The organism is Streptomyces sp. NPDC002004, from assembly GCF_053593975.1.
The window spans coordinates 97,677-121,417 of sequence record NZ_JBSFDP010000013.1; the positions used below are offsets into that span (position 1 = coordinate 97,677).

Annotated in this window: 23 protein-coding genes and 1 pseudogene; 10 read left to right on the forward strand and 14 right to left on the reverse strand. The window is 73.0% G+C overall.

Going from position 1 to position 23,741, the window contains the following annotated elements; all coding sequences use genetic code 11:
- Position 1: 1 nt before the first annotated feature.
- On the reverse strand, positions 2-1,699 hold the full coding sequence (locus ACWCP6_RS21010) for a phosphatidylglycerol lysyltransferase domain-containing protein (protein ID WP_450934084.1): 1,698 nt from the start codon (positions 1,697-1,699) through the stop codon (positions 2-4).
- A 301-nt stretch (positions 1,700-2,000) separates the two neighbouring features.
- On the opposite strand from ACWCP6_RS21010, the gene ACWCP6_RS21015 reads away from it, so the two are divergent.
- From ACWCP6_RS21015 to ACWCP6_RS21040, 6 genes are all read left to right on the forward strand, one after another.
- Positions 2,001-3,281: an alpha/beta hydrolase gene (locus ACWCP6_RS21015; protein ID WP_450933982.1), complete on the forward strand. Its 1,281-nt coding sequence runs from the start codon at positions 2,001-2,003 to the stop codon at positions 3,279-3,281.
- Positions 3,282-3,520: 239 nt separating this feature from the next.
- Positions 3,521-5,362, forward strand: a complete 1,842-nt coding sequence (gene asnB / locus ACWCP6_RS21020; protein WP_450933983.1) for an asparagine synthase (glutamine-hydrolyzing) — start codon at positions 3,521-3,523, stop codon at positions 5,360-5,362.
- Between the two features lie 152 nt (positions 5,363-5,514).
- Positions 5,515-6,012: an FBP domain-containing protein gene (locus ACWCP6_RS21025; RefSeq protein ID WP_450933984.1), complete on the forward strand. Its 498-nt coding sequence runs from the start codon at positions 5,515-5,517 to the stop codon at positions 6,010-6,012.
- 83 nt (positions 6,013-6,095) lie between these two features.
- The gene (locus tag ACWCP6_RS21030) at positions 6,096-6,548 is read left to right on the forward strand and encodes a MarR family winged helix-turn-helix transcriptional regulator (RefSeq protein WP_450933985.1); all 453 of its coding nucleotides are present in this window, start codon (positions 6,096-6,098) and stop codon (positions 6,546-6,548) included.
- A 95-nt stretch (positions 6,549-6,643) separates the two neighbouring features.
- Positions 6,644-8,107, forward strand: a complete 1,464-nt coding sequence (locus ACWCP6_RS21035; protein WP_450934085.1) for an MFS transporter — start codon at positions 6,644-6,646, stop codon at positions 8,105-8,107.
- 213 nt (positions 8,108-8,320) lie between these two features.
- Positions 8,321-8,875 (forward strand): isochorismatase family protein, encoded by a 555-nt coding sequence (locus ACWCP6_RS21040; RefSeq protein WP_450933986.1) that lies wholly within the window; start codon positions 8,321-8,323, stop codon positions 8,873-8,875.
- 59 nt (positions 8,876-8,934) lie between these two features.
- On the opposite strand, the gene ACWCP6_RS21045 is transcribed toward ACWCP6_RS21040, so the two are convergent.
- From ACWCP6_RS21045 to ACWCP6_RS21085, 9 genes are all read right to left on the reverse strand, one after another.
- The gene (locus ACWCP6_RS21045; protein ID WP_450933987.1) at positions 8,935-10,005 is read right to left on the reverse strand and encodes a hypothetical protein; all 1,071 of its coding nucleotides are present in this window, start codon (positions 10,003-10,005) and stop codon (positions 8,935-8,937) included.
- Between the two features lie 102 nt (positions 10,006-10,107).
- Entirely contained in the window at positions 10,108-10,917 is an 810-nt protein-coding gene (locus ACWCP6_RS21050; protein ID WP_450933988.1) for an ABC transporter permease, read from the reverse strand.
- 29 nt (positions 10,918-10,946) lie between these two features.
- On the reverse strand, positions 10,947-12,041 hold the full coding sequence (locus ACWCP6_RS21055; protein WP_450933989.1) for an acyltransferase family protein: 1,095 nt from the start codon (positions 12,039-12,041) through the stop codon (positions 10,947-10,949).
- A 98-nt stretch (positions 12,042-12,139) separates the two neighbouring features.
- Positions 12,140-13,696: an MFS transporter gene (locus ACWCP6_RS21060; protein WP_450933990.1), complete on the reverse strand. Its 1,557-nt coding sequence runs from the start codon at positions 13,694-13,696 to the stop codon at positions 12,140-12,142.
- Positions 13,697-13,781: 85 nt separating this feature from the next.
- Positions 13,782-14,531 (reverse strand): 2OG-Fe(II) oxygenase, encoded by a 750-nt coding sequence (locus ACWCP6_RS21065; protein ID WP_450933991.1) that lies wholly within the window; start codon positions 14,529-14,531, stop codon positions 13,782-13,784.
- 215 nt (positions 14,532-14,746) lie between these two features.
- Entirely contained in the window at positions 14,747-15,913 is a 1,167-nt protein-coding gene (locus ACWCP6_RS21070) for a D-alanyl-D-alanine carboxypeptidase family protein (RefSeq protein WP_450933992.1), read from the reverse strand.
- Positions 15,914-16,055: 142 nt separating this feature from the next.
- Positions 16,056-16,715, reverse strand: coding sequence for a peptide deformylase (locus ACWCP6_RS21075; RefSeq protein WP_450933993.1), 660 nt, complete (start codon positions 16,713-16,715; stop codon positions 16,056-16,058).
- Between the two features lie 231 nt (positions 16,716-16,946).
- Positions 16,947-17,384, reverse strand: coding sequence for an SPW repeat protein (locus tag ACWCP6_RS21080; RefSeq protein ID WP_450933994.1), 438 nt, complete (start codon positions 17,382-17,384; stop codon positions 16,947-16,949).
- Between the two features lie 197 nt (positions 17,385-17,581).
- A complete protein-coding gene (locus tag ACWCP6_RS21085) occupies positions 17,582-18,313 on the reverse strand; it encodes a DUF2470 domain-containing protein (RefSeq protein ID WP_450933995.1) in 732 nt (243 codons plus the stop codon).
- A gap of 183 nt (positions 18,314-18,496) precedes the next feature.
- Between ACWCP6_RS21085 and ACWCP6_RS21090 the strand changes: the two genes are divergently transcribed.
- Positions 18,497-18,706 carry a hypothetical protein gene (locus tag ACWCP6_RS21090; protein WP_450933996.1) on the forward strand — a complete coding sequence of 70 codons (210 nt, stop codon included), beginning with the start codon at positions 18,497-18,499 and terminating at the stop codon, positions 18,704-18,706.
- A gap of 288 nt (positions 18,707-18,994) precedes the next feature.
- Here ACWCP6_RS21090 and ACWCP6_RS21095 read toward each other — a convergent pair.
- Positions 18,995-19,132: pseudogene (locus ACWCP6_RS21095) on the reverse strand (transcriptional regulator); the annotation flags it as partial.
- A 38-nt stretch (positions 19,133-19,170) separates the two neighbouring features.
- Here ACWCP6_RS21095 and ACWCP6_RS21100 point away from each other — a divergent pair.
- The 3 genes from ACWCP6_RS21100 (at position 19,171) to ACWCP6_RS21110 (ending at position 20,842) form a co-directional block, all read left to right on the forward strand.
- Positions 19,171-19,410, forward strand: a complete 240-nt coding sequence (locus ACWCP6_RS21100) for a hypothetical protein (protein WP_450933997.1) — start codon at positions 19,171-19,173, stop codon at positions 19,408-19,410.
- Positions 19,411-19,424: 14 nt separating this feature from the next.
- Positions 19,425-19,931 carry a GNAT family N-acetyltransferase gene (locus tag ACWCP6_RS21105; RefSeq protein WP_450933998.1) on the forward strand — a complete coding sequence of 169 codons (507 nt, stop codon included), beginning with the start codon at positions 19,425-19,427 and terminating at the stop codon, positions 19,929-19,931.
- A gap of 497 nt (positions 19,932-20,428) precedes the next feature.
- A complete protein-coding gene (locus ACWCP6_RS21110; RefSeq protein WP_450933999.1) occupies positions 20,429-20,842 on the forward strand; it encodes a hypothetical protein in 414 nt (137 codons plus the stop codon).
- Between the two features lie 112 nt (positions 20,843-20,954).
- On the opposite strand, the gene ACWCP6_RS21115 is transcribed toward ACWCP6_RS21110, so the two are convergent.
- The 3 genes from ACWCP6_RS21115 to htpX all read right to left on the reverse strand — a co-directional run bounded on the left by ACWCP6_RS21115 (position 20,955) and on the right by htpX (position 23,689).
- Positions 20,955-22,001 (reverse strand): glutathione S-transferase family protein, encoded by a 1,047-nt coding sequence (locus ACWCP6_RS21115; RefSeq protein ID WP_450934000.1) that lies wholly within the window; start codon positions 21,999-22,001, stop codon positions 20,955-20,957.
- A 178-nt stretch (positions 22,002-22,179) separates the two neighbouring features.
- Complete coding sequence (gene pspAB, locus ACWCP6_RS21120; protein WP_450934001.1) at positions 22,180-22,764, reverse strand: PspA-associated protein PspAB; 585 nt, start codon at positions 22,762-22,764, stop codon at positions 22,180-22,182.
- Between the two features lie 7 nt (positions 22,765-22,771).
- A complete protein-coding gene (gene htpX / locus ACWCP6_RS21125; protein WP_450934086.1) occupies positions 22,772-23,689 on the reverse strand; it encodes a zinc metalloprotease HtpX in 918 nt (305 codons plus the stop codon).
- Between the last annotated feature and the right edge of the window lie 52 nt (positions 23,690-23,741).

The following is a 23,741-nucleotide window of genomic DNA, read 5'->3' on the forward strand; positions in this document are numbered from 1 at the left end:
CTTACGAGGAGAGCCGATGTGCTTCCTCCGCGGCCTGGGCGCTGTCGCCGCGGGGCTCCGGGACCGTGCCGCCCCGGGTGCGTGCCGTCGTCGACCGCACCAGCTGGCGGAGCCGTTCCGCCGGCCTGGGCAGCACCACGAACGCCTCCGCCTGAAGACAGGCCCAGCTGATGCGCGGCAGGTCGCGGGCCGCGGGGTAGGCCACGAACCGCGGTTCCCACACGGGCTGGAACTTCGCGTTGAACCGGTACAGCGACTCGATCTGGAACCAGCGCGAGAGGAACACCAGCAGCCCCCGCCACAGCCGCAGGACGGGTCCCGCGCCGAGCCGTTCGCCGCGCGCCAGCGCGGCACGGAACACGGCGAAGTTGAGCGAGACCCGGTGAACCCCGAGGTCCGGGGCCGCCTTCAGGGCCGCCACGATGAGCAGTTCGTTCAGCCCGGGCTCCGCGGTGCGGTCGCGGCGCATCAGGTCGAGCGAGAGCCCGTCGTCGCCCCACGGCACGAAGTGCAGCAACGCCCGCACCCGGTCGCGCCCCTCGGCGTCGGCCTGGTGCGCGGTGACGACCACACAGTCGTCGTCCTGCGGACCGCCGAAGCGGCCGAGCGCCATGGAGAAGCCGCGTTCCGTCGCGCTGCCCCGCCAGGCCGCCGCGTCCTCCCGCAGCCGCCGCCTCTCCTCGTCGGACAACTCCCGCACCCGCCGGACCCGGCAGGTGTAGCCGCCGCGCTCGATGCGGTTCACCATCTGCCGGACGTTGCGCATGGCGCGCCCGGCCATGCTGAACGAGCGGGTGTCCACGATCGCCTCGTCGCCGAGCTCCAGCGCGCGCAGTCCGCCGTCACGGATCCACACCTGTCCGCCCAGTTCGCTGCACCCCATCACGGCGGGGGTCCAGGCGTGCCGTTCGCACTGTTCCAGGAACGTCCTGATGGCGCCCGGCCAGGCCTCGGGGTCGCCGATCGGATCGCCGCCCGCGAGGGCGACACCGGAGACCACGCGATACGCGATGGCTGCCTTCCCGGTCGGCGAGAACAGCACGCTCTTGTCCTCGCGCAGCGCGAAGTAGCCCAGCGAGTCGCGCCGGCCCTCCTGCGCGAGCAGCGCGCGCAGCCGGTCGCCGCTCCCGTCGGTCGGCGAGGGCACGGGGCGCAGCGCGAGGTACACCGTGGTGGCGGCGGTGACCAGACCGAGCGCGAGGAGCGAGAACGAGACGATGTCCGCGGCGCGTTCGCTGCTGTAGTGCACGGGCCCGGCCATGCCGAACAGGCCGTAGCCCACCTGCCACAGCCGGTCCGTCAGCGCTATGCCGTGCCCGGCCTCCTCGTCGGCCCGGAAGCCCACGACGGCGAGACCGAGGCCGACGCTGCACGCGCCCAGCACCAGCAGATTCCACAAGGCCCGGACTCTGCCCCGCGGATCGCCGAGCGCCCGGAAACCGTCCCGCTGCCACACGAGGGCCGCGCACAGCACCGCCGAGACGGCGGCGGCGACGAGGTGGTGGTGGCGTACGGCCTGGAGCACGGTGCTCAGGGTGAGCAGCAGGACGGCGGCACGCCATGCGTCGCGCTTCCGCCGCCGCAGTCCGCGGGCGAGCATGACCAGGAGGATGCCCGCGGCGAGGGCACCGGCCCGCGCGACGTCGTCGGCGAGGCCGGGCACGTAGGACGCGATGTCTTCGTATCTGCCTTCTCTCATCCGCGGCACTACCGCGGACACGATGTCGATGAGCCCGATGAGCAGGCAGGTGTGACCGGCCAGGGACGCGGGTCGTTGTTTCACGGCGGATCAGCGTAGGAGCGCGCGGCGGCATCCGAGTAAGAACTGGGCAGGAGCTTGGTAAGAACGCGGAGACGAGCAAACCCTTCGTCCCTTCGGCGACCTCTTCCCGGGTGAATTCCGCCGGTCAGCGCAGTGCGCACGACCGGAGTGACAAGAACGCCCTTTCGTGGGGTGACGTCATGCCCCAGCGCGTGACGAACAGCGGAAAGAGGGATCCATGGGCCTGACCAGTCGGGCACTCGAATACGCCGTGGCACTGAGCGCGTTGGCGTGCGTCGGTCTCACGGTCTGGCTGTGGCCACGTCTTGCACGGTCCGGCCCCTTGCCGGTGCTGGGGCGCCTGGCCACGATCGGCGTGACCCAGATCGCGGTGCTCGTGGCCTTCGCCCTCGCCGTGAACGCGAACTTCGAGTTCTACGGCTCGTGGGACGAACTCCTCGGCCGGGGTTCCACCGCGCCGGCACAGGTCACCGGTCTCACCAAGGGCGGCGTCTACTCGACCGTCGGCGCCCGTCACGGCGGGCTGATCCAGCCGGCGGGTGCGCAGGGCCTGGACCAGGTGAAGGGCATTCCGCGCGGGCCGGCCGAGAAGGTGGGACGCGTCGAGTCCGTGCGCGTCATCGGCCGCCGGACCCGCGCCATCAACCCGGCGTTCGTCTACCTGCCGCCGCAGTACTTCCAGAAGCAGTACCACCGGCAGCGCTTCCCGGTCGTCGTCGCGATCAGCGGCTACCCCGGAGGCATCATCAACCTCGCCAAGTACCTCCAGGTGCCCCAGACGGCCGGGCGGCTGATCGCCGAGAACCGGATGCAGCCGACCGTGGTCGTGATGGTCCGGCCGACCATCGCGCCGCCGCGGGACACCGAGTGCGTGGACGTGCCGGGCGGCCCGCAGGCCGAGACGTTCTTCACCAAGGACCTGCCCGAGGCTCTCAAGGAGACGTACCGCGTCGGTCACGACCCGAGTGCCTGGGGTGCCCTCGGGTACTCGTCCGGCGGTTCCTGCTCCCTTCAGCTCGCCCTGCGCAACCCGGGCGTCTACACATCGGCGGCCGCGCTGTCCGCCGACTACCGGATCGGCAACGACCTGACCACGGGCGACCTCTTCGGCACGGGCCCGGCGGCCGCGCGCCGGCAGCGCGAGCACGACCTGATCTGGCGGCTCGGCCACCTGCCCCGGCCGCGCGTCTCCGTGCTGGTCGCCAGCAGCCGCAAGGGCGAGAAGGACTACGGCGAGACCATGAAGTTCCTGTCCGCCGTGCGGCCGCCGATGACCTCCGCGAAGATCATCCTGCCGGAGGGCAGCCACCACTTCACGACCTGGATCCGGGAGATCGGGCCCGCCCTCGAGTGGATGAGCCAGCAGCTCACCTTCCCCCAGGACGTCACTCCCGACCCCAAGCGCAAGCCGGCTCCGGCCACGACCAGGGCCTCGGGGACGCGGTCCCCGGCCCCGTTCCGGCGCCCGGCGGCGAACGCGGGCAGCGCGTCCGACTGACGCCGGACCGCGCCACGGATGATCGTTGGTGAAGTCTTTGCCGATGGCTCGTTCGTGGCGCCGGGCCCGCGGTCCGGCCCGTCGTGAGGCGGCGGAGCCACGCCGCGGGCCCACCCGGACGGCCGAAACGGTGGGGGTGCGGCGACCGGTCGGGCGATCGGCGCGTTGACCCCGGCCCCGCAATGTCACAGGCTCGTTTCATAGGTGCTCGTTACAACTAATTGCTTGTGGGAGGACGCATGTGCGGCATCACCGGCTGGGTCTCCTTCGACCGCGCCCTGGAAACGGCATCCGCCACCCTGGACGCGATGACGGAGACCATGGCCTGCCGGGGCCCCGACGACCGCGGCACCTGGATCGACGGACCCGTGGGACTCGGCCACCGCAGGCTGGCCGTCATCGACCTGCCCGGCGGGCGTCAGCCCATGACCGCCGAGACCCCGGAGGGCACCGTCGCCCTGGTCTACTCGGGTGAGGCCTACAACTACACCGAGCTGCGCGAGGAACTCGCCGCCCGCGGTCATCGGTTCCGCACCTCGTCCGACACCGAGGTCGTGCTCCGCGGCTACGTCGAATGGGGCGAGGCGGTCGCCGAGCGGCTCAACGGCATGTACGCCTTCGCCGTCTGGGACGGGCGCCACGACAAGCTCGTCATGATCCGCGACCGCATGGGCATCAAGCCGTTCTACTACTACCCGACCCCGGACGGCGTGCTGTTCGGATCCGAGCCGAAGGCGATCCTCGCCAACCCGCTCGCCCGGCCCCGGGTCACCCTCGACGGCCTGCGTGAACTCTTCGCTTTCGTGAAGACGCCCGGCCATGCGGTCTGGGACGGTATGCACGAGGTCGAGCCCGGCACGGTCGTCACCGTCGACCGGCAGGGGCTGCGCCGCCGGGTCTACTGGAGCCTGCGCACCCGGCCGCACACCGACGACCGCGACGCCACGATCGCCACCGTGCGCTCGCTCCTCGAGGACATCGTGCGCCGTCAGCTCGTCGCCGACGTGCCCCGCTGCACACTGCTGTCCGGCGGGCTCGACTCCTCCGCGATGACCGCGCTGGCCGCCCGGCAGCTCGCCGAGACCGGCGAGACGGTCCGCAGTTTCGCCGTCGACTTCGTGGGCCAGACCGAGAACTTCGTCGCCGACGAACTGCGCGGCACCCCCGATGCGCCCTTCGTGCACGACGTCGCCCGCGCGGCCGGCACCGACCACCGCGACATCGTCCTCGACGCCCAGAGCCTCGCCGACCCGGACGCACGCGCCCGGGTCATCCGTGCCCGCGATCTCCCCATGGGCTTCGGCGACATGGACACCTCCCTGTACCTCCTCTTCCGCGCCATCCGCGAGCACTCGACGGTCGCCCTGTCCGGCGAGTCCGCCGACGAGGTCTTCGGCGGCTACCTCCAGTTCTTCGACGAGGAGGCCCGCCGCGCCGACACCTTCCCCTGGCTGTTGCGGTACGCCGAGCACTTCGGCGACGACGGAGATGTGCTCCGCGACGACCTCACCGAACGCCTCGCCCTGGAGTCGTACGTCCGCGACAGCTACCGGGGCGCGGTCGCCGGGATCGAACGCCTCGACGGCGAGAGCGACTTCGAGTACCGCATGCGGCAGATCTGCCACCTCCACCTCACCCGCTTCGTACGCGTCCTGCTCGACCGCAAGGACCGGGCGAGCATGGCCGTCGGGCTGGAGGTCCGCGTGCCGTTCTGCGACCACCGGCTCGTCGAGTACGTCTACAACGCCCCCTGGTCGCTGAAGTCGTTCGACGGCCGGGAGAAGAGCCTCCTGCGCGAGGCCACCGCAGACCTCCTGCCCACCTCCGTCTACGAACGCACCAAGAGCCCCTATCCGTCGACCCAGGACCCCAAGTACGCCCTCGCCCTCCAGGAGCACGTCAAGGACCTCCTGGCCCGCCCCTCGCACCGCGTGTTCGGCCTCGTCGACCGGGCGCGGCTGGAGCGTGCCGCCCACCGTGACGTACCGCAGATCACCCAGGCCTCGCGGCGCGGCCTGGAGCGCGCCCTGGACCTGGCGCTGTGGCTGGACATGTACGAACCCGACGTGCTCCTCGAATGAGGCGGGGATCCGGGGCCCGTCCGAACCGCGGGCCCGGCGCTTCCGCCGGGATCGCGGGTCCGGCGCTTCCGCCGGGGTTGCGGGTCCGGGCGCTCCCGCCCGGAATAAATCGGGCGACGGTGCGGCCGGGCCGCTGTTAGCTTCGGCGAATCATGGATCCCATCGAAGACAAAGACATCCGGGCGTCCTTCGTCAACTGCTCCCAGGGCGAGGCGAAGCGGATCAGCCTGCCCCGCGGTCTGTCCGAACTGCCCTGGGCCGACCTGGACTTCCTCGGCTGGCGCGACCCCGGCGCCCCGGACCGCGGATACCTGGTGGTCCGGCGCGACGACCGGCTGACGGGCGTGACGCTCCGCGCGCCCCAGAAGATACCCCGCGGCTTCACCAGGACAACGGCGTGCAGCCTGTGCCTCACCACTCACCCCGGCTCCGGCGTCGCCCTGCTCGCCGCACCCCGCGCGGGCGCGGCGGGCCGGCAGGGCAACACGGTCGGCGCGTACATGTGCGCGGACCTCGGCTGCTCGCTGTATCTGCGCGACAAGCGCGACACGGGGCTGCGCGTGCGGTACGAGGAGACGCTCACGCTGGAGCAGCGCATCGACCGCATGCTCGGCAACCTCGACGGCTTCCTGCGGAAGGTGACGGCCTGATCGTGCGCCGGAGGGGCCCGGCCCGTCCCAATAGATGGACAGGAAAACTTGCAAGGCTCCCTGTCCATCTTTATGCTGGAGCCATGGACGAACCACGGCACGACCCCGTCGCCGACGACCCAGAGCAGGTCGCCGCCGATCTCGCGGACGTCGTGGGGCGGCTGGTCCGCCGGCTGCGGACCGCCGCGCCCGACAGCCGGCTCACCCCCTCGCAGCGGGTCGTCCTCGCGCGTCTCGAAGGGGAGGGGCCGGCGACGACGGCCGCGCTGGCGCGCGCCGAGTACGTACGCCCGCAGTCCATGCGGCTCACGCTCGGCGCCCTGGAGGAACAGGGGCTCGTCGAGCGCACCCCCGATCCGCACGACGGCCGTCAGTCCGTCATGTCGGTCACCGACACCGGGCGTGCCGCACTCGCCGCGGTCCGTGCCGCCAAGCGCGGCTGGCTCTCCCACGCCATCGGCGAACAGCTCGACGCGTCGGAGCGGCGCACCATCGCCGAGGCGACCGCCCTGCTCGAACGGCTGACCGGGCAGTGAGGCGGACGACGGGCGCCTCCGGGACCGAGACCGCCGGCCGGTCGGCGGCCGGACCGGTCGTGCCGTCCGGGCCGGCCGAGCTGTCCGGGGCTCCGGTGACGGGCCCGGACACCGCGGGGTCCGCCGAGCCGCCGCAGACCGCCGCCGGCGGCACCGACACCGGTCCCGAAACCGGCCGAGACACCCGGTCCGAGCCGTCCTCCCGCCCGGGATTCAGCGCCAGACTGACCGCCCCGCTGCTCCTCGGCTCACTGCTCAACCCCCTGAACACGACCATGATCTCCACCGCTCTGGTGGCGATCGGACATCACTTCGGGACCGGCGCGGCCGACACCGTATGGCTCATCTCCGTGCTCTACCTCGCCAGCGCCGTCGCCCAGCCCGTACTCGGCAGGCTCGCCGACGCGTACGGTCCCCGGCGGGTGTTCCTCGCGGGCCTGCTCGTCGTCCTCGCCTCCGGCCTGGTCGGTGCCGCGGCCCCGGCATTCGGATGGCTCGTCGTGTCCCGGCTGCTGCTCGGGATCGGCACGTCAGCGGCGTATCCGGCCGCCATGTCGGTGCTGCGCGACGAGGCGCGGCGGGTCGGGCGTGCCGCACCGCGCACGGTCCTCGCGCGGCTGTCCTTCGCGGCGCTCGGCAGCGCCGCGGTCGGTCCCACCCTCGGTGGGCTGCTGGTCATGGCCGTCGGCTGGCGAGGCATCTTCGCCGTCAATGTCCCGGTGTCGCTGATCGCGCTGGTCTGCGCCGTGCTCTGGATCCCCGCCGACCCGCCGCGCACGCGGCAGCCCGAACGGAACGGCGCCGTGCCCGGGCTCGATCCGCTCGGCATCGCGCTGTTCGCGACGGCCCTGACCCTCCTCGTCTTCTTCCTGCTCGACCTGACCCACCCGGCCTGGTGGCTGCTCGCGCCCTGCGCCGTCCTCACGGCAGCGCTGGTCCGCTGGGAACTGCGGTGCCGCACGCCGTTCATAGACCTGCGGATGCTCGCGGGCAACGGCCCGCTGGCCCGTACGTATCTGCGGCACGGGCTCGGCTATCTGCTCATCTACTGCGTGATGTACGGCTACACGCAGTGGCTGGAGGCGGGGCGCGGCTTCTCGCCCGGGCACACCGGACTGCTGATGCTGCCGATGTCGCTCGCGGCGCTGGTGTGCTCGCTCCTCGGGGCACGCACCCGGGGGATCCGGGCGCCGCTCGTGGTCGCATGCGTGCTGCTCGCGGCCGGCGCCGGGATGCTGATGTGCGTGTCCGGCGCCACGCCGCTGTCCGTACTGCTGCTCGCCGGGGCCTGCTTCGGCGCGCCGCAGGGCCTGATGGGCACCAGCAACCAGGCCGCCGTCCAGCAGTACGCGCCGCCCGACGACATCGGATCCGCCGCCGGACTCCAGCGCACCGCCCAGTACATCGGCGCGATCACCGCGTCGAGCCTGATCGCCCTCGCCTACGGGCAGCGCGTCACCGACGCCGGCCTGCATCTGATGGCGGCGGCGTCCGCGGTCCTCGGCGTCCTGCTCGTCGTCCTCACGGTCACCGACCGGGCCCTGCGCCGACGGCCCTGAAGGGATCCGGAACTCCCCACGGACCACACCCGGGACGCACCGGAGGGACCGAAACCGACACCACGCCTACCGTCCGGGCCGCACACCCGAGCCCGCCCAGGACGCACCGCGGAGACCTCCGAGGCCCCACCGGACCGGCCCACGATCCACCCCACGAACGTCCACGGCACGTCGCGGTGCCGCCGAGGACTCCTCACAGAAACGGAGCACCCCATGCCCGCCACCACGCTCGACCCCAGGACCGCGCTCGTCGTGATCGACCTGCAGAAGGGCATCACGAGCCTGCCCACCATGCACCCGGCCGACGACGTCGTGGAGCGTTCCGTGACGCTGGCCGAGGCCTTCCGCGCCAAGGGGCTGCCGGTGGTCCTCGTCCATGTCACCGACGGCGCGCCCGGCCGCACCGAGAGGGGCCCCTCCTCGCTCGGCTCCCTGCCGCAGGACTGGGCCGACCTCGACCCGCGGCTCGGCCGTCAGGACGGCGACATCGTCGTCACCAAGCGGCAGTGGGGCGCCTTCCACGGCACCGACCTCGACCTCCAGCTGCGCCGCCGCGGGGTCACCCAGATCGTCCTGACCGGAATCTCCACCAGCATCGGCGTCGAGTCGACGGCCCGCTCGGCCCACGAGCACGGCTACAACGTCACCGTGGTGACCGACGCGATCACCGACACCGACGCGGACGCCCACCGCAACAGCGTGGAGAAGATCTTCCCGCGGCTCGGCGAGACCGACACCGCCGACGCGATCGTCAAGCTGCTCGGCTGACACGACGGCGGGGCGCGCCCGGGAATCCCGGGGCGCCCCGTGAGGTCTCCGGCGGAACCTCACCACTCCCCGTCGGACACCGGCTTGCCCGGGGCGTCCGCGAGGGGCTGCACCTGGTGCGGGGCCGGCGGCTGCCAGGGCTCGTGGTCGTCGCCCAGCCAGTCGCCCACCGGCCGCACCCCGCCGAGCGTCCCGGTCGGCGGGAGATCGGCGGCGTCCGCGTCGTAGTAGTCGAACCACGGCAGACCGGCCCGGGTGTACGCGGCACGGTCGACCGGCGACGGCGGGGCCGCCTCACCCGTGATGCGCCGCCACTCCGGCGGCGTCACGAGGTGCACGAACACCCGGCCGGAGGGCTCCGCCGCCCAGTCCGACGCCGGGCGGTCGTCCCGGTACACCTCCTGCCGCATCGAGCCGCCCACACCGAGGCCCATGGCGGCCGCGGCACGCGGCACCCCACCCGAAGGCGCGGCGGGAGCTGCGGCCATGGGCGGCGGCACCGGCCCGGCCGGGGCGCTCATCGGTGCCATCGCCCCGAACCCCGCAGTCGGCGGGGGCGCCGCCGTCCGCGCCGCCTCGGCCGCCCGCCGCTGCTCCTCGCGCCACGCCGCCAGCGCACCGCCGGACAGCGGGAACGACTGCAGCTGCACCCCGCCCCAGGTCTCCTCGCCGGTGACCTGGCCCTCCACGGTGGCGCCCATCCCGAGCGGCACGGCCACGAACTGACGGACCGTCCCCTTCCCGGAGTTGATGCCGTCGAGCCACGGCTGGCGCGGTAGTACGACGTAGTTCTGCGGGTCGCGGGACAGCCGGTCGCTCCAGGGCTTCCCGGACACGGCGCACACCTTGCCCACGCCGACCTGGAGAGCCGCCGGGTCGACCGTCCCGGCGAAGCTCAGCCACATCGCCTCCCGCAGATACACGGGCAGCATCACGCCGCCGCGTGCCCGCCAGGCGGCGGGCACCGTGTCCGCGTGGTCCTCGACCCGCCGCACCGGGAACTCGCCGAGCCCCGGCGGCAGCGGATGGGTTCCCGTCTCCGGCAGGCGCAGCGTCCGGATGAAACGGACCCTCACCCCGCCCGGCAGCAGCAGACTGTTCCCGTCGACGCGTACGGCGGTGTTTCCCACGGCGCGACTCCCCTCCCGGCAATGGTGCGTTCGGTACGTCTCAACGACGGCTCCGCGGACGCGTCGGTTCCCGTCCCGGGCACCCGCCCGCCGGCGGCATGCTCACCGATCGTGGTCGGCAGAGCCCGCGGCACGCGGGTCCCCGCGGTGCAGCAGCCCCCGCGCGACCAGCTCCACCGTCGTCGCCACCGCCATCGCCTGCACCGCCATCAGGGCGATCAGCACGAAGAGTTGGACCGCACCGGCAAGCAGGGGCGACGCCCCGCCCAGCAGCATGCCCACGAAGGCGCCGGGCAGCGTGACCAGACCGACGGTGCGGGTCTGGTCGAGACCCGGCAGCAGGGCGTCCGAGGCCGCGGGGCGCGCAACCTCCATACGGGCGTCCCGGTCCAGGAACCCGAGCGCGAGCGCCGCCTCGGTCTCGCCGTGGCGCAGGCGGAGTTCGTCGAGCCCGCGGCGCCCCGCGAGGACCGTCGCGGTCAGCGCGCCGCCGATCAGGATGCCGGTCACCGGGATCATCGCGATGCCGCGCACCGGAAGCAGACCGGCGAGCGTCAGTCCCGCCACCACCGGCACGACCGGGGCGACGACCGGGACCGCCGCCCACGCCCAGCTGCGGTTGTGCGTGATGCGCCGGCCCGCGGTGCGCGCGGCGACGGCGCACATCAGGACGAGGAACCCGAACAGGGCCGCCGTGTGGTGCACCACCCAGCCGATCACCAGCGACACCGCACCGAGCTGTGCCGCCGCACGCACGCCCGCGAGGGCCTGGTCGCGGGCCCTGCGGTACGAGCCGTCCGGGGACAGCCGGAACACCGCCGTCGTCACCACGGCGATCAGCAGCAGCACCACGAGTGCCACGGCAAGGGCCGCGTTCACCGGCAACAGGGCCTGGGCAGCGAGAGCGCGCACGGCCCCACCCTAGGACGGCCGTCCCCGCGTCAGGGCTGCCGCGGGGCCTCCTCGGGCTTGCGGAACGCCCACGACAGCCGCGGTTCCACGAGCGGGCGGAACACCCGCCGCACCGGCGGTGTGCACAGCACGGTGATCACGCCCACCGCGGTGGCCGTCACGGCGACCTCACCGAACGGCGTATGCAGCCACGGATGGTCGTACCAGCCCCAGAAGCGCGCCGACTTGATGAGGAAGCCGTGCAGCAGATACGCGTACAGCGTTCCCGTGCCCAGCGAGGTGAACCAGTGCGCCCGGCCCGGCACCCACGCCAGGAAGCACGCGGACAGCACCAGGGCGAGGCCGAACAGCAGCGGGGTGCTGATGAAGCCCGCCCAGCCCGGCGCGCCGAGCCCGGTGACGCTGCCCCGGTGGTACAGCCAGCCCGAATCGGCCCACGGCGCCGCCCAGTACGCGGCCGCGAGCGCGCCGGCCAGGACCGGCAGCGCCGCCCACCGGGCGCGAGGCGTGCGCAGCCGGGTGAAGTGTTCCGGCCGCAGGGTGAGTCCGACGACGAAGAACGGCAGGAAGGCGAGGACGCGTTGGAGCGCCAGGTCCCCGCCCGTCTCCGGCGACACGGAGGCGAATGTGGCGACGGCGAGTGCGACCGGCACCGGGTGGCGCAGCACCTCCCAGACGGGCGCGGTGAGCCGCCACACGAACAGGGCGACCAGGAACCACATCAGATACCACGGGTCCAGCAGGCTGATGGGATAGCCCGGATCGTTCTGGGTCAGGCGGTAGAACTCCGTGTACGCCACTTCGAACAGGACGTAGGGCACGACCACACTGCCGAGGAGCCGTCTCGCCTGCCGCGGCCGCAGATCGAACCCGCGTGAGAAATAACCGGAGACCAGGGCGAACGCCGGCATGTGGAAGGCGTAGACCAGCAGATAGAGCGCGGTGGCGGTCCGGCTGCCGTAGGTGAGGGGCTCCCAGGCGTGTCCGCAGGCGACGAGCACGATGGTGAGGTACTTCGCATTGTCGAAGTACGGGTCCCGCGGCGCCTTCTGCCGCTCCGTTCCGGTGGTGTGCTCCCGGCCTGCCGACAGGTGCTCGTGTACGGCTGCTTCGGGCTGTCCCATGAATGTCCTGTTGCCGTTGGATCGTGGATGATCCTGCGCGCCTGCCCAGGATCATGCCGCCCATGCCGGGCAGGGCCCACGAGGTCACCGGGCCCGCTTCACGGCTTCGGCGGTCCGGACCCGCCGGTTCTCGGCCGCCCGCACTGGCCCGGCTCCAGCGGTGGCGACGATACGCCCAGGCACGAGCGGCACCGTGGTTCGGGGGCCCGCTCGAGGCGGGGGCGCAGGGCCACCGGGCGGATGAAGACCAGCGCGGTCGCCGCACCCAGGGCGAAGAGGCCGCTGCAGACGACGACCGCGCGGTGGAAGGACGCGTCGACGGCGGCGGGGGAGGTGTAGGCGTCTCCCGACAGCCCCACCACCAGGGGCAGGGCGGCGACCACGAGGAGTTGGGCGACCCGGGCCGCCGTGTTGTTGACGCCGCTCGCCAGTCCGGCGCGGCTCGGCTCCACGGACGCCAGGACCGTCGCGGTGAGCGGGGCGACGAAGAGGCTCATGCCGAGACCGAGGACCACGACGGCGGGCAGCACGTCGGTGACGTACGACGCCCCGGGCCGCACCCGCATCATCAGCAGCACCCCGACCGCCGCGACCAGCGGGCCCGTGACCAGCGGCAGGGTGGGGCCCACCCGGCGTGCGAGGTCACCGGCCCGCGCCGACAGCAGCAGCATCAGCACGGTCAGCGGCAGTGTCGCCGTGCCGGACTGAAGGGCGTCGTACCCGAGCGTCGTCTGCAACTGGACCGGCAGCAGGAAGAGGATGCCGCCGATGCCCGAGTACAGGAACAGCGTCATGCCGTTGGTCGCGCTGAACAGGCGGGAGCGGAACAGCGAGGGCGGCAGCATCGGCTCCGCCCGCACCCGCTCGACGAGGACGAAGGCGCACCCGCACGCCAGCCCGGCCAGCCCGGACACCGCGATCGCGGCCACCGACGCGCCGCCCGACGCTTCGATCAGGGCATAGCTCACACCGGCCAGGGAGAGCGCGGCCAGCACCCCGCCCAGGAAGTCGAACCGGCGTCCCGCCGCAGCCGGGTCCCGGCTCTCCGGCACGTGACGCAGCGCGATCGCCAGCACCACCGCCGCGATCGGCACGTTGATCAGGAAGATCCAGCGCCACCCCGGCCCGTCGATCAACCAGCCGCCGAGGAACGGCCCGAGGGCCCCCGCCACCCCGGTGAGGCCCGACCATGCGCCGACGGCGCGCGCCTGGTCGTCCGGATGGAAGACGGACCGCACGATCGCCAGCGACCCCGGCGTCAGCAGCGCGCCGCCGACGCCCTGAAGCGCCCGCGCCGCGATCAGTGCGCCCGCGTTCGGTGCGACGCCGCACAGGGCGGAGGCGACGGCGAACCAGGCCACACCCACCAGCAGGGTGCGGCGGCGGCCGATGCGGTCGCCCAGGGAGCCGCCCCACAGGAGCAGGGCCGACAGCGTCAGCATGTAGCCGTTGACGACCCACTGGAGCGAGGAGAGGGAGGTCCCGAGATCGCGGCCAATCCGGGGCAGGGCCACGTTCACCACGGTGCCGTCGAGCATCGCCATGCCGGAGGCGAGGACGACGCAGCCCAGGATCCACCGGCCGCGGGCCGACGTCAGCCGGACGCTTTCGCTCACGGCTCCGGCCTGTCCGGCTTCCCGATGGACGTCCGCCATCCGTTCGCCTCCCGACGGTCCTCGTCACCAGGGTCTCCCGATCGCGCCGGGGAAGCGAGCCCTGGGGAAAGACCTGCCGGTCCCCCTAGGCCGCGTCGTGGAAGACCAGGCCCAGGGTGCGGCGGCGGCCGGAGCGCACGGTGCTCACCCCGTGCCGCATCGGTGCCGTGGACCAGCCGCGGGCCGAGCGGACCGGCCGGTCGCGGGTCGTGAAGACGATGCCGTGGCCCTGCGGCAGCGCGGTGGCGAAGCCGCGGGACTGGGCGCGGGCGCGCTGTTCGGTCATCAGGAACTCGCCGCCGGTGTAGTCGGTGCCCGGGACGTCGAGCCCGATGACGACCTGGAGGGGGAAGACGAGGTCTCCGTACAGATCGCGGTGGAGGGCGTTCCAGTCGCCGGGGCCGTAGCGCAGGAGGATCGGTGTGGGCCGGGTCTGGCCGGCCTCGTGGCAGCGGGCGAGCCACTCGTCCAGCGCGTCGGGCCACGGGGCGGACCGCCCCAGCCGCTCCGCCCAGTCGCGGGCGATCGGCAGCAGCCGTGGGTAGAGCGCGGCGCGCAGCTCGCCCACGAGCTGCGGGAACGGCTCCCGGAAGTACCGGTACCGGCCGGAGCCGAACCGGTGCCGTGCCATGTCGACGGTCGACCGGAACCGCGCCGCGTCGTCGTACAGCGCGGCCACCTCGTGGCACTCCTGCGGGCTCAGCAGCGGCCCGGCGTCCGCGCTTCCGCCGACGTCGAGATCCGTCCGCACGGCCGCCCAGTCGGCCGCGTCGACCCGCCCGTGCACGGAGCCGCCGGGCCGGCGGGAGGCCGGGGGGAGTGTGGCGGCGGTCATGGGGGCCTCCCGATGAGGACGGGGCGATGGGACGACGTGCCGGGGCGGGGCGCGACGGCCGGGGCCGGCGCGAACACCGCCGTCCGCGGCGTCCTCCATCCTGGACACGGGCCCCGCCGCCCGCTGGCGGGATTCGGACCACCACGTGGGCCGGGCACCGCGTTCCCGGCCCGGGTTCCGGCCGGCCCGACGACGGCGTGTGCGAGCCCGCGCCGTCAGCCCGGCTCACCGTCCTCCCGTTCCGCCCTCCGGCGGGCCGTCCGTACCGCGTAGGCCGTGAGGGCGATCGCGCAGAGCCCGGCGGCGGCGAGGCCGATCTGCCAGGCGAGGCTGTCGGAGTCGGACGCCGCGAGGCCGGAGGTGTGCACGGCCGACGCCGGGCCCTGGCTCGCCGCCGGGAGCAGACTCGTCGGCGGGACCAGCGAGCCGACCGGGCGTACCCGTCCGGCGGCGTTGAAGCCCCAGTCAAGGAGGGCGCGGGCCTCCTCGTAGACCTCGTAGCCGTCGCCCTCCTGGGGGTTCATCACGGTCACGAGCACCGTGTGGTCCTTGTGGCGTGCGGCGGCGATCAGGGTGTTGCCCGCGTTGGTGGTGTAGCCGTTCTTGATGCCGATCAGACCGGGATAGCGCTTCACGCCGTCCTCGCCGCTGAGCAGCCGGTTGGTGTTCTCGATCCGGAACGGCGTGCCGTCGCCGGGGAAGTCGGCGAGCGCCGTCCCGCAGTAGCGGGCGAAGTCGCGGTTCGCCAGACCCTCGCGTCCGAAGACGGCCAGGTCGAACGCCGACGACACCTGGCCCGGCGCGTCGTAGCCGTCGGGGGACACCACATGGGTGTCCAAGGCGCCCAGCGAACGGGCCCTGGCCTGCATCTGCTTCACCGTGGATGCGACTCCGCCGTTCATCGCGGCGAGTACGTGCACGGCGTCGTTGCCGGAGCTGAGGAACACCCCGCGCCACAGGTCGGCGACCTGGTACATATGGCCCGCCGAGACGCCGACCAGGCTGCTGCCCTCGCCGACGTCGGCGAGCTCGGCGGAGGTGGCCCGGTGCTCGGTGTTGGCGTTGAAACGCGGCAGTACGGTGAGCGCGAACAGCGACTTGAGGGTACTTGCGGGCGGCAACGGCTTGTGGGCGTCGTGGGCGGCCAGCACGTCACCCGTTTCGGCGTCCGCGACCAGCCATGACAGGGCGGAGAGCTCACTCGGCAGGGTGCGCACGCCGGGTGCCGGATGGGTCTGGACCCCCTCCCGGTCCAGCTCGGAACGGGCAAGGGCGGGACGGGGCTTCGGCGGCTCGGGCTCCCGGTGCACGGCCGCCGCCGCGGGCGCGGACACGGCGAGGACCGTCCCGATCGCGAGGGCCACCGTACGGGTGGACGGCAAGCGGTGAAATGATCTGATGGCCATTCAGTCACGGTAGGAACGCGGAGCACCGACCGCAGGTCGGTTGATCCGGCTGGGCGTACCGCGGTCGCGACGGGGCCGACGCCGGACCGGCGGGCCGCGACGGCGGGACGTCGGGTGATCAGCGGGCCGGCGGCAGGGTGAAGCCCAGGGCACCTGCAGCCGCCTCGGGGGTCGGCTGTGACCAGCGCTCCCTCAGGTTCCGGTCCGAGGACAGGGAGCGGAGCTCGGCGCGGTCCACGTACAGCGTGCCGTTCAGGTGGTCCGTCTCGTGCTGCACGATGCGCGCGGGCCACCCCGTGACCAGCTCGTCGGTCTCCGTGCCGCGTTCGTCGGTCGCACGCAGCCGGACCTGTGCGTGCCGGACGACGACGGCCTGCCAGCCCGGGACGCTCAGGCAGCCCTCGTAGAACGCGGCCGTCGCGGGTCCGGCAGCAGCGTACGAGGGGTTGACGAGCACCCGGAACGGCAGGGGGACACGGCCGCGCGCCCGCCGCACCTCGGGCCCGACCTCCGCGGGGTCCTCCAGCACCGCGATCCGCAGGGGCAGCCCGATCTGCGGCGCCGCAAGCCCCACGCCGGGCGCCGCGTGCATCGTCTCGCGCATGGCCGCCACGAGCCGCACCAGCAGTCCCGGGGCCAGCTGTCCCTCGTACGGCGGTGCCGGGCTGCGCAGCACCGGGTCCCCGGCGGCGACGATCGGCAACGGGCGGGGTCCCGCGAGCAGTTCCTCGACCCGGTCGGTGAGCGGGCCCGGCTGTGACGGCGAAGCGGCTGGCATCCCCTCAGCATGCCAGCCGGGCTGGCGCGCCGCGGGAAGCGGGGGAGCGGCCCGTCGCGGCTGCGTCCGAGCCTGCTGCCGCCCGGCCCGCCCGCCCGGCCCGCCCGGCCCGCCCGGCCGTGCCCCGGCCACGCCCGGTGCGCGTTCCGTGCGGCGAACTGCGGTCGGCCGGCCCGCTCTTCGCGGACCGGCCGACGGTGCTGCTTCGTCTCCGAGAGGGTCGTGCGCCTGTTACGTCTCGCGGCCGTGCTTCTCCGCCGCGCCGGCACAGACCAGGCCCAGCAGGAGGGTGAGGCCGCCGATGACGATGTTGTTGATGATGACCCCGGTGTCCGGGGCACGTCCGACGACCCACGGCGAGATGATCATCCATACGCCGATGGCGCACATGGCCCAGCTGAGGCCGTACATCCTGGCCGGGGCGGTGGTGAAACCGAGGCCGAGGAGGGCTATCGCCACGCCGACGATGAAGTTCTGGACGGCGAGCGCGGGCTGACCGGCGCTGAAGTGGACCACCCAGGGGGAGATGGCGCAGTACAGACCGGTCAGGAACACCGGTGCGTCGACGAGCGCCACATCGCGTCCTCCGAGTACCCGGGCGTATCTGTCCCGCATCTCGGATATGTCGGGGTGACTGGTTATGTCGCCCCTGTGGTGCAGATCGGCCATGAGACTCGACTCCTTCGGTTCGGCAAGTCCCACTGCACGCTTCCGAAGCGTGCATGTCCATTCTGCTCTTATTCAGCCTTTATGTGTAGATGTACAGCGCTCTGGGTCGTCGGGTGGATGTCGCCAGGCGGATGCCGCCGCATGGATACCGCGGGTCGGAGCCGTTGGGCCGGCGCCGTCGAGTCCCTGCCGCCGGGTCAGCGCGTGTCGTGGGCGCGATGTGCCCAGTGGCGGACCGACCGGCGCCGGCCGGTCGCCCTGGCCGCCTCCAGCAGGGTGTGCATCCGCTCCGAGATCTCGGTCATGTCGTCCGCGGGCGCGTGGAAAGGCAGGCGAACATCCCCGAATCCGCGCAGTCGTTCGAGGCGCAGGGTGATGCCGTACCGGTCCAGGGCGAGCGGCTGGACTCGCACCACGCCCTGCAGCCGGTCCGGGTCCACGCAGCGGGTCAGCAGTTCGACCGCGTCCGGGTGGGCGCCGGCGAGATGGGTCAGCAGGCGTGCCTCGGCCCGCACGAACGGATCGGCCGTCGCCTCGGCGAACTCGGCGTACCCGATGCAGATCCGTTCCGTCGCGTCGTGCAGGGCCGCCCGCGCCGGGCGGAACGCGACGTGCGGGCCGGTCGCCACGAAGTGTCCCGACAGCCACAGGCGGGCACGGACCCGGTCGCACACGGGTACGGGGGCGACGTCCGTGAACTCCAGCAGCGCGGTCGGATCGCCGGCCGGTGCGGTGGACGCGGCCTCCATCGCCCTGCTGTCCTCCGGCAGATGGAACAGCAGTCCGCCGTCCGGTGTGACGGTGTGCGCGCCGATCAGGTGCTCTTCGCGGTCCTCGGTGGTCACCGTGCAGGACCATGCCGCGGCGAGCACCGAGCGGGCGCGTTCCGCCGCGCTGGGCGCTGTCGTTCCGTCGTACCGGACACCCATCCCGACCTCCATCGTTAGGTTAGCCTTGCCTAAGTTATCGGAGATCGCCGGGGAATGCGAGGGGCGGGCGGCGGCGCTCCGCGCCCACGGCTACCGCGTTTGCCCGCGTCCCGGGGCTGCGCGGTCGTCTCTGTTCCATCCTGGAAGTAGCAGGACCCCACGAGCCGACAAGGACGTACCGGCATGGAACATGTGATCCGGGCCCAGTTCGAGCCCGACAAGAAGACGATCAAGTGGTGGCACATGGTCCGTGAGGGGGAAGCGACAGCGATGTGCGGACGGGAGCTGGAGAAGGACGTGCCCGAAATGGCGTCGACGGAGTGGGGCGGCTCCAAGCCGCACCCGTTCTGCCACACCTGCGGAGCGCTCTACCTGCGCGAAGTCCATCACTGAGGACCCCGGGGACCCCGTCCGTCCGCACCGGGCGGCCGCCCCCGCCCCACGACGACGCGGGCGCCGGGAAACACCCGGCACCCGCGCCCGACACCGTGCACCGGGCGATGCCCGGCGTCCGCAGCACCGCCACGGGCCCCGCTCTGTCCGCCTCTTGGGACCACGGCAGGCAGATCGGCGACCGGCCCGTCGGCACGCGCTTCCCGCATGCGTCATCCGCCGCCGTGCCTGAGCGCCGCGCACCGGCGTCACGCGGCACGGCACCTCACCCGTCCCCGTCGCGGGACCTCACCCGTCCCGCGCCGCCTTCACCAGAACCTCCCCCGCGGCCGTCCGGTAGTAGAGCACCGACCGGCCCGCTCGCCGTCTCCCGACCAGGCCCGCATCGAGCAGCACCTTCAGATGACGTCCGACGGAGCCCGGCCCGGCTGACCGGCCACGCCCTCGGGCTTCACAGCTCCGGCATGCTCACGCTCCAGGGTGTCTGCGCCGCGCTCGCGGGCACGCTGGCCGAGCGGATGCCGCCCGGGGCGGCCATGGAGGTGATCGCAGGGACGTCCGTCGCGGTGACCCTGGCACTGGCACCCGGGCTGCGCACCGGTGAGCCGGTCCGCGGCCGGTCCGGCGATATCGTCGGGTGTCGGGTACAGGACGCGCCGCGGTCCGGCGGCCGGGCGGTCGGCGGCGATGCCCGGCGCCGCTGAGGAGAGGAGTCCCGATGCCCGGAGCCGTGGAACTGCGCCCCGTCGACGAGGAACTGCTCCGGGGCCTGCTGGCCGTGGCCGTGGCCGACGCCGAACCCGGCGAGGTCATGCCGCCCGTGCCCGGCCCACCGGGCTGGACCGCCGCACGGCGCGACGCCTTCCTGGCCTGGCACCGCGAGCGCACCGCGGGGCTGAACGGGCCGCGGCACGAGGCCACCTACGCCGTTCTGGCCGACGGTGTCGTCGTGGGGTCGGCGCGTCTGGCCCAGCGGGGCGGTCCTGCCGTCCTGGAGACCGGGATCTGGCTGGGCCGGTCCGCGCGGGGCCGCGGCATCGGTACGGCCGCGGTGCGCGCGCTGGTCGACGAGGCCGCACGGTGCGGCGCCCTGGCCGTGGTCGCCGACACGACGGACACCAACCGCGCCGCCGTCTCGGCCCTGCGCCGCAACGGCGCCGCGCTCACCAGCGATCCGGCCACCGGGGAGATCTCGGCCCGCCTGCCGCTGAGCGACGACGGCTGACCGGCCGGCGGGGAATCCGTCCTCGCATGGTCGCGGCAGGCCCCGCCATGCCGTCTCCGCCCCGGTGAGTCCTCGGCGACGCCGTCCGCCGTGTCTGCGGCCCCGCCCTCCGCAGCCACCGAACTCGCACGAGCGGCCCGGCGTCCCGGAGGTGACGCTCCGCCATGGACGGGTCGTCCGCTCGGCGCCCGGAGGCGACGGCCGGGCACACGGCAACGGTGGCGGGGGAGGCTCCCGAGGTCCGGGGGTGCGGGACCGCTGTCGGGCGGTGTGCCGTCGGCCTCTCCCCGCCACCGGTACGGATCTGTCGCGTCCTCCAAGGATCCGACCGTCGGAGTGATCCCGCCACTCGCGGGTCCTGGGCGGCGCACTCGGTGGGGATCCACCGAGGGCGTCCCGTCCCAGGCCGGCGGTCTCCCGGGTCGCCGTCGCGCCGCTGACGGCCGAGCCTGGAAGGGGAACGCAGTACGGGGGCGTGACGTGCAGAGGAGCGAGCGGTGAACGAGAGCACAGAGCGGTCACATCCGACGTCGGCGCCCGACCTGCCGCACGACGAGGTCCTGGTGGAGCTGAGCGAGTGCAGCACGGATGACGCGCACGCCGTCTTCAGTGCGCTGCGCACGGCGTTCGCCTGCGACCGCGCCCCGGACGACCGGCCGCAGGAGGTCACGGGGACGCGCCCCATGGTGTGGTCCGCGACCTTCGACGTCTCCCACGGCGACGTGCCGGGCCCGCCGCGGCACCTGGCCCCCGCCGACCTGGCCGCCGAGGTCACGGCCGACGTCCAGGGCGGCTACGGCGCCGTCGGACGGATGCGCACGGCACTCGGCGAGGCCTTCGCCGTGGAGGACGTGGGCAAGGTGTCCGGCGACCAGGAGACCCAGCTCCAGATGCGGCTCCACCACCTGTGACACGGGCCTCGGCGTCCGGCCCGTGCGGCGGTGCAACCGTGTGCCGCCGTGCAACCGTGCGGCCACCTGAAGGGCCCTGGCGTATGGGGGAGTCCGGGCCGCCGTGGTGGTGTCACCCGTAGGCACGGTCGAGCGGCGTGACCTCCTCACCGGGCGGTACCGGCCCCGGCGAGGTTCCGTCTCCGAAGGGGCGGCCACCGAGCTCGTCACGGTGATGCGGGGTCAGCCAGTCCGACAGGTCGGGGCCGAGCGGGACGATCCCCGTCGGATTGATGCCCGTGTGGACCAGGTGGTAGTGGCGTTTGATGTGGTCGAAGTCGACCGTGTCGCCGAACCCGGGCGTCTGGTACAGGTCCCGGGCGTACGCCCACAGCACCGGGTTCTCGGCGATCTTCCAGCGGTTGCACTTGAAGTGGCCGTGGTACACGGAGTCGAACCGCACCAGCGTCGTGAACAGCCGGATGTCGGCCTCCGTGATCGTGTCCCCGACCAGAAAGCGCCGCCGGCCGAGGTGGTCCGACAGCAGCTCCAGACGCCGGAACACATCGCGGTAGGCCTCGTCGTACTCGGTCTGGCCCACCGCGAAGCCGGCCCGGTACACACCGTTGTTGACGTCCCGGTGGATCCCCGCCATCAGCAGGTCGATCTCGTCGCGCAGCGGCTCCGGGTACAGGTCGGGGGCGCCGGGCCGGTGCAGGGCCTGCCACTCGGTCGAGAGGTCGAGGGTGATCTGCTTGTAGTCGTTCGTGACCAGCTTCCCGCTCGGTACGTCGACGATCGCGGGCACGCTGACCCCGCCCGGGTACCCGGACTCGCGGGCGTCGTAGGCCTCGCCGAGGAACCGGATGCCGAGTACCGGGTCCCGGTCGTCCGGATCGAGCGTGAACCGCCAGCTGCGGTCGTCCTGGAGCGGATCGACGATCGCCATCGACAAGGCGTCCTCCAGGCCCAGCAGCCGTCGCACGATCACCGCGCGGCTCGCCCAGGGGCACGCGCGGCTGACCACCAGCCGGTAGCGTCCGGCCTCGACCGGCCAGCCGTCCCGGCCGTCGGCCGTGATGCGGTCCGTGAAGTGACTCGTGGACCGCTTGAACGGCTTCCGCCCGTACGCGGTGTTCCCGCGCTCTCCGGCGTCCGTGCGGGCTTCGTCGTATCCCATGTGGGCCTCCTCGCCAGGGGCCCCGCGCGACGGCCTCCGCACGGCCGGGGACGGGGCGGGTCACGGACCGGGTGCCCACCGGGCGGGAAACCATCACGTGCGGGCCCGCAGAACATGCTCGCCGGCGGTCGGCGGCCGTCATCGGTCGCTGCTGCGCGTCCCGGCTGCGGAGAGGGGTTCAGCCCTCCATGCCCGGTGCCCCCCAGACGGGGAACCATCGGGCGAGATCCTGCTCGATCCTCAGGTCGTCGCCGAGCATCGCCCTGATCTGGAGCTCCAGCGCATTGTCGCGGCGCTCACCGGGCCGGGGTGCGAACGGGTAGAAGGTGCCCCGCTTGTAGAGGTACACCAGCGCGAGGCGTCGCCCGTCCCGGTCCTCGAAGCCGACCAGGGAACACAGCAGCTGCGGCCCGAATCCGCTGTCCTGGAGCGCGGTGTTGACCGCGTGCAGATCCCCGACCAGCGCGGGCAGTTCGTCGGGGGAGCGCCGGGAGACGAGCCACGAGTACCCGTACGGGTCCCGGACCGGCTCGACGGCAGGCCCCGACCGCTCCGCGTCCGCGTCCAGCAGAGCCCGTACGTCGCTGCCGATCTGCGCGAACTCCGCGCCCTCCACCGAGGCGAAGCACACCGAGCCGACCCCCGTGGGGGTGAAGCCCGCGGCCGCCTCCAGGGTGACGGCCGCCGAGGGCAGCCCGAACAGCTGGTCGAGGTCGGGTGCGACCGGCTTGGTGCGGCCGAACAGGGTGTCCAGAAATCCCATACGTCCCTCAGCTCCGCTGGTCCGACGGCCGGCCGAGCTGCGCCGAGATCCGCGCCAGCTGGGCGAGCCGCTGCTCCAGGCTCGGGTGGGTGGAGAACAGCTGCGACACCTTCAGGCCGCCGCCGGAGCCGAGCGCCGGCGTGAAGTAGAACGCGTTGAACGCCTGCGCGGTCCGCAGATCACGCGTGGGGATCCGTGCGATGTCGCCGGTGAGCTTCGTCAGCGCGGAGGCCAGTGCGGACGGGCGGCCGGTGAGCATCGCCCCGGCGCGGTCCGCGGCCAGCTCGCGGTACCGGGACAGGGCCCTGATCAGCAGGAAGCTGATCGCGTAGACGGCGATCGACACGGCCATCACGGCCCCCATCACCGCCAGCGTGTTCTGGTCGCGGCGGCCCCGGAACATCTGCGAGTAGAAGGCGAACCGCACGATCAGCCCCGCGATCACGCCCAGGAAGGACGCGACGGTGATCACCGCGACGTCCCGGTGCGCGATGTGCGACAGCTCGTGCGCGAGGACGCCCTCCAGCTCCTCCGGCTCCAGCCGGCGCATCAGCCCGGTGGTCACACAGATCACCGCGTGGTCGGCGTTGCGCCCGGTCGCGAAGGCGTTCGGCAGCTCCATGTCCGCGATCGCCACCTCCGGCTTCGGCATGTCCGCGGTGGCGCACAGCCGGTCCACCAGGCCGTGCAGATGCGGCTGTTCCTCCGGGGAGACGATGCGGCCGTGCATCGCGTAGAGCGCGATCCGGTCCGAGAACCAGTACTGCGCCGCCAGCAGGCCTCCGGCGACCACCACCACGAGCACCCAGGATTTGAGCAGCACGATGAGCGCGGCCACGAAGGCCACGTAGAGAAGTCCGAGCAGGAAGATCGTGACGCCCATGCGGGCGGTCAGCTTTCGGTCGGGCTGGAAGCGGCTCTGCATCGCCATCACCCCGTCGGGACCGCTGGTGCGGGTCTTTCCCTCCATGGTCCGA

What these genes read in the sequence shown, in the direction of transcription:
- ACWCP6_RS21010 (WP_450934084.1), bottom strand. Translation starts at nt 1,699, where the DNA reads ATGAGAGAAGGCAGATACGAAGACATCGCGTCCTACGTGCCCGGCCTC.
- ACWCP6_RS21015 (WP_450933982.1), top strand. Translation starts at nt 2,001, where the DNA reads ATGGGCCTGACCAGTCGGGCACTCGAATACGCCGTGGCACTGAGCGCG.
- asnB (WP_450933983.1), top strand. Translation starts at nt 3,521, where the DNA reads ATGTGCGGCATCACCGGCTGGGTCTCCTTCGACCGCGCCCTGGAAACG.
- ACWCP6_RS21025 (WP_450933984.1), top strand. Translation starts at nt 5,515, where the DNA reads ATGGATCCCATCGAAGACAAAGACATCCGGGCGTCCTTCGTCAACTGC.
- ACWCP6_RS21030 (WP_450933985.1), top strand. Translation starts at nt 6,096, where the DNA reads ATGGACGAACCACGGCACGACCCCGTCGCCGACGACCCAGAGCAGGTC.
- ACWCP6_RS21040 (WP_450933986.1), top strand. Translation starts at nt 8,321, where the DNA reads ATGCCCGCCACCACGCTCGACCCCAGGACCGCGCTCGTCGTGATCGAC.
- ACWCP6_RS21055 (WP_450933989.1), bottom strand. Translation starts at nt 12,041, where the DNA reads ATGGGACAGCCCGAAGCAGCCGTACACGAGCACCTGTCGGCAGGCCGG.
- ACWCP6_RS21060 (WP_450933990.1), bottom strand. Translation starts at nt 13,696, where the DNA reads ATGGCGGACGTCCATCGGGAAGCCGGACAGGCCGGAGCCGTGAGCGAA.
- ACWCP6_RS21065 (WP_450933991.1), bottom strand. Translation starts at nt 14,531, where the DNA reads ATGACCGCCGCCACACTCCCCCCGGCCTCCCGCCGGCCCGGCGGCTCC.
- ACWCP6_RS21075 (WP_450933993.1), bottom strand. Translation starts at nt 16,715, where the DNA reads ATGCCAGCCGCTTCGCCGTCACAGCCGGGCCCGCTCACCGACCGGGTC.
- ACWCP6_RS21080 (WP_450933994.1), bottom strand. Translation starts at nt 17,384, where the DNA reads ATGGCCGATCTGCACCACAGGGGCGACATAACCAGTCACCCCGACATA.
- ACWCP6_RS21085 (WP_450933995.1), bottom strand. Translation starts at nt 18,313, where the DNA reads ATGGGTGTCCGGTACGACGGAACGACAGCGCCCAGCGCGGCGGAACGC.
- ACWCP6_RS21090 (WP_450933996.1), top strand. Translation starts at nt 18,497, where the DNA reads ATGGAACATGTGATCCGGGCCCAGTTCGAGCCCGACAAGAAGACGATC.
- ACWCP6_RS21100 (WP_450933997.1), top strand. Translation starts at nt 19,171, where the DNA reads ATGCTCACGCTCCAGGGTGTCTGCGCCGCGCTCGCGGGCACGCTGGCC.
- ACWCP6_RS21105 (WP_450933998.1), top strand. Translation starts at nt 19,425, where the DNA reads ATGCCCGGAGCCGTGGAACTGCGCCCCGTCGACGAGGAACTGCTCCGG.
- ACWCP6_RS21115 (WP_450934000.1), bottom strand. Translation starts at nt 22,001, where the DNA reads ATGGGATACGACGAAGCCCGCACGGACGCCGGAGAGCGCGGGAACACC.
- pspAB (WP_450934001.1), bottom strand. Translation starts at nt 22,764, where the DNA reads ATGGGATTTCTGGACACCCTGTTCGGCCGCACCAAGCCGGTCGCACCC.
- htpX (WP_450934086.1), bottom strand. Translation starts at nt 23,689, where the DNA reads ATGCAGAGCCGCTTCCAGCCCGACCGAAAGCTGACCGCCCGCATGGGC.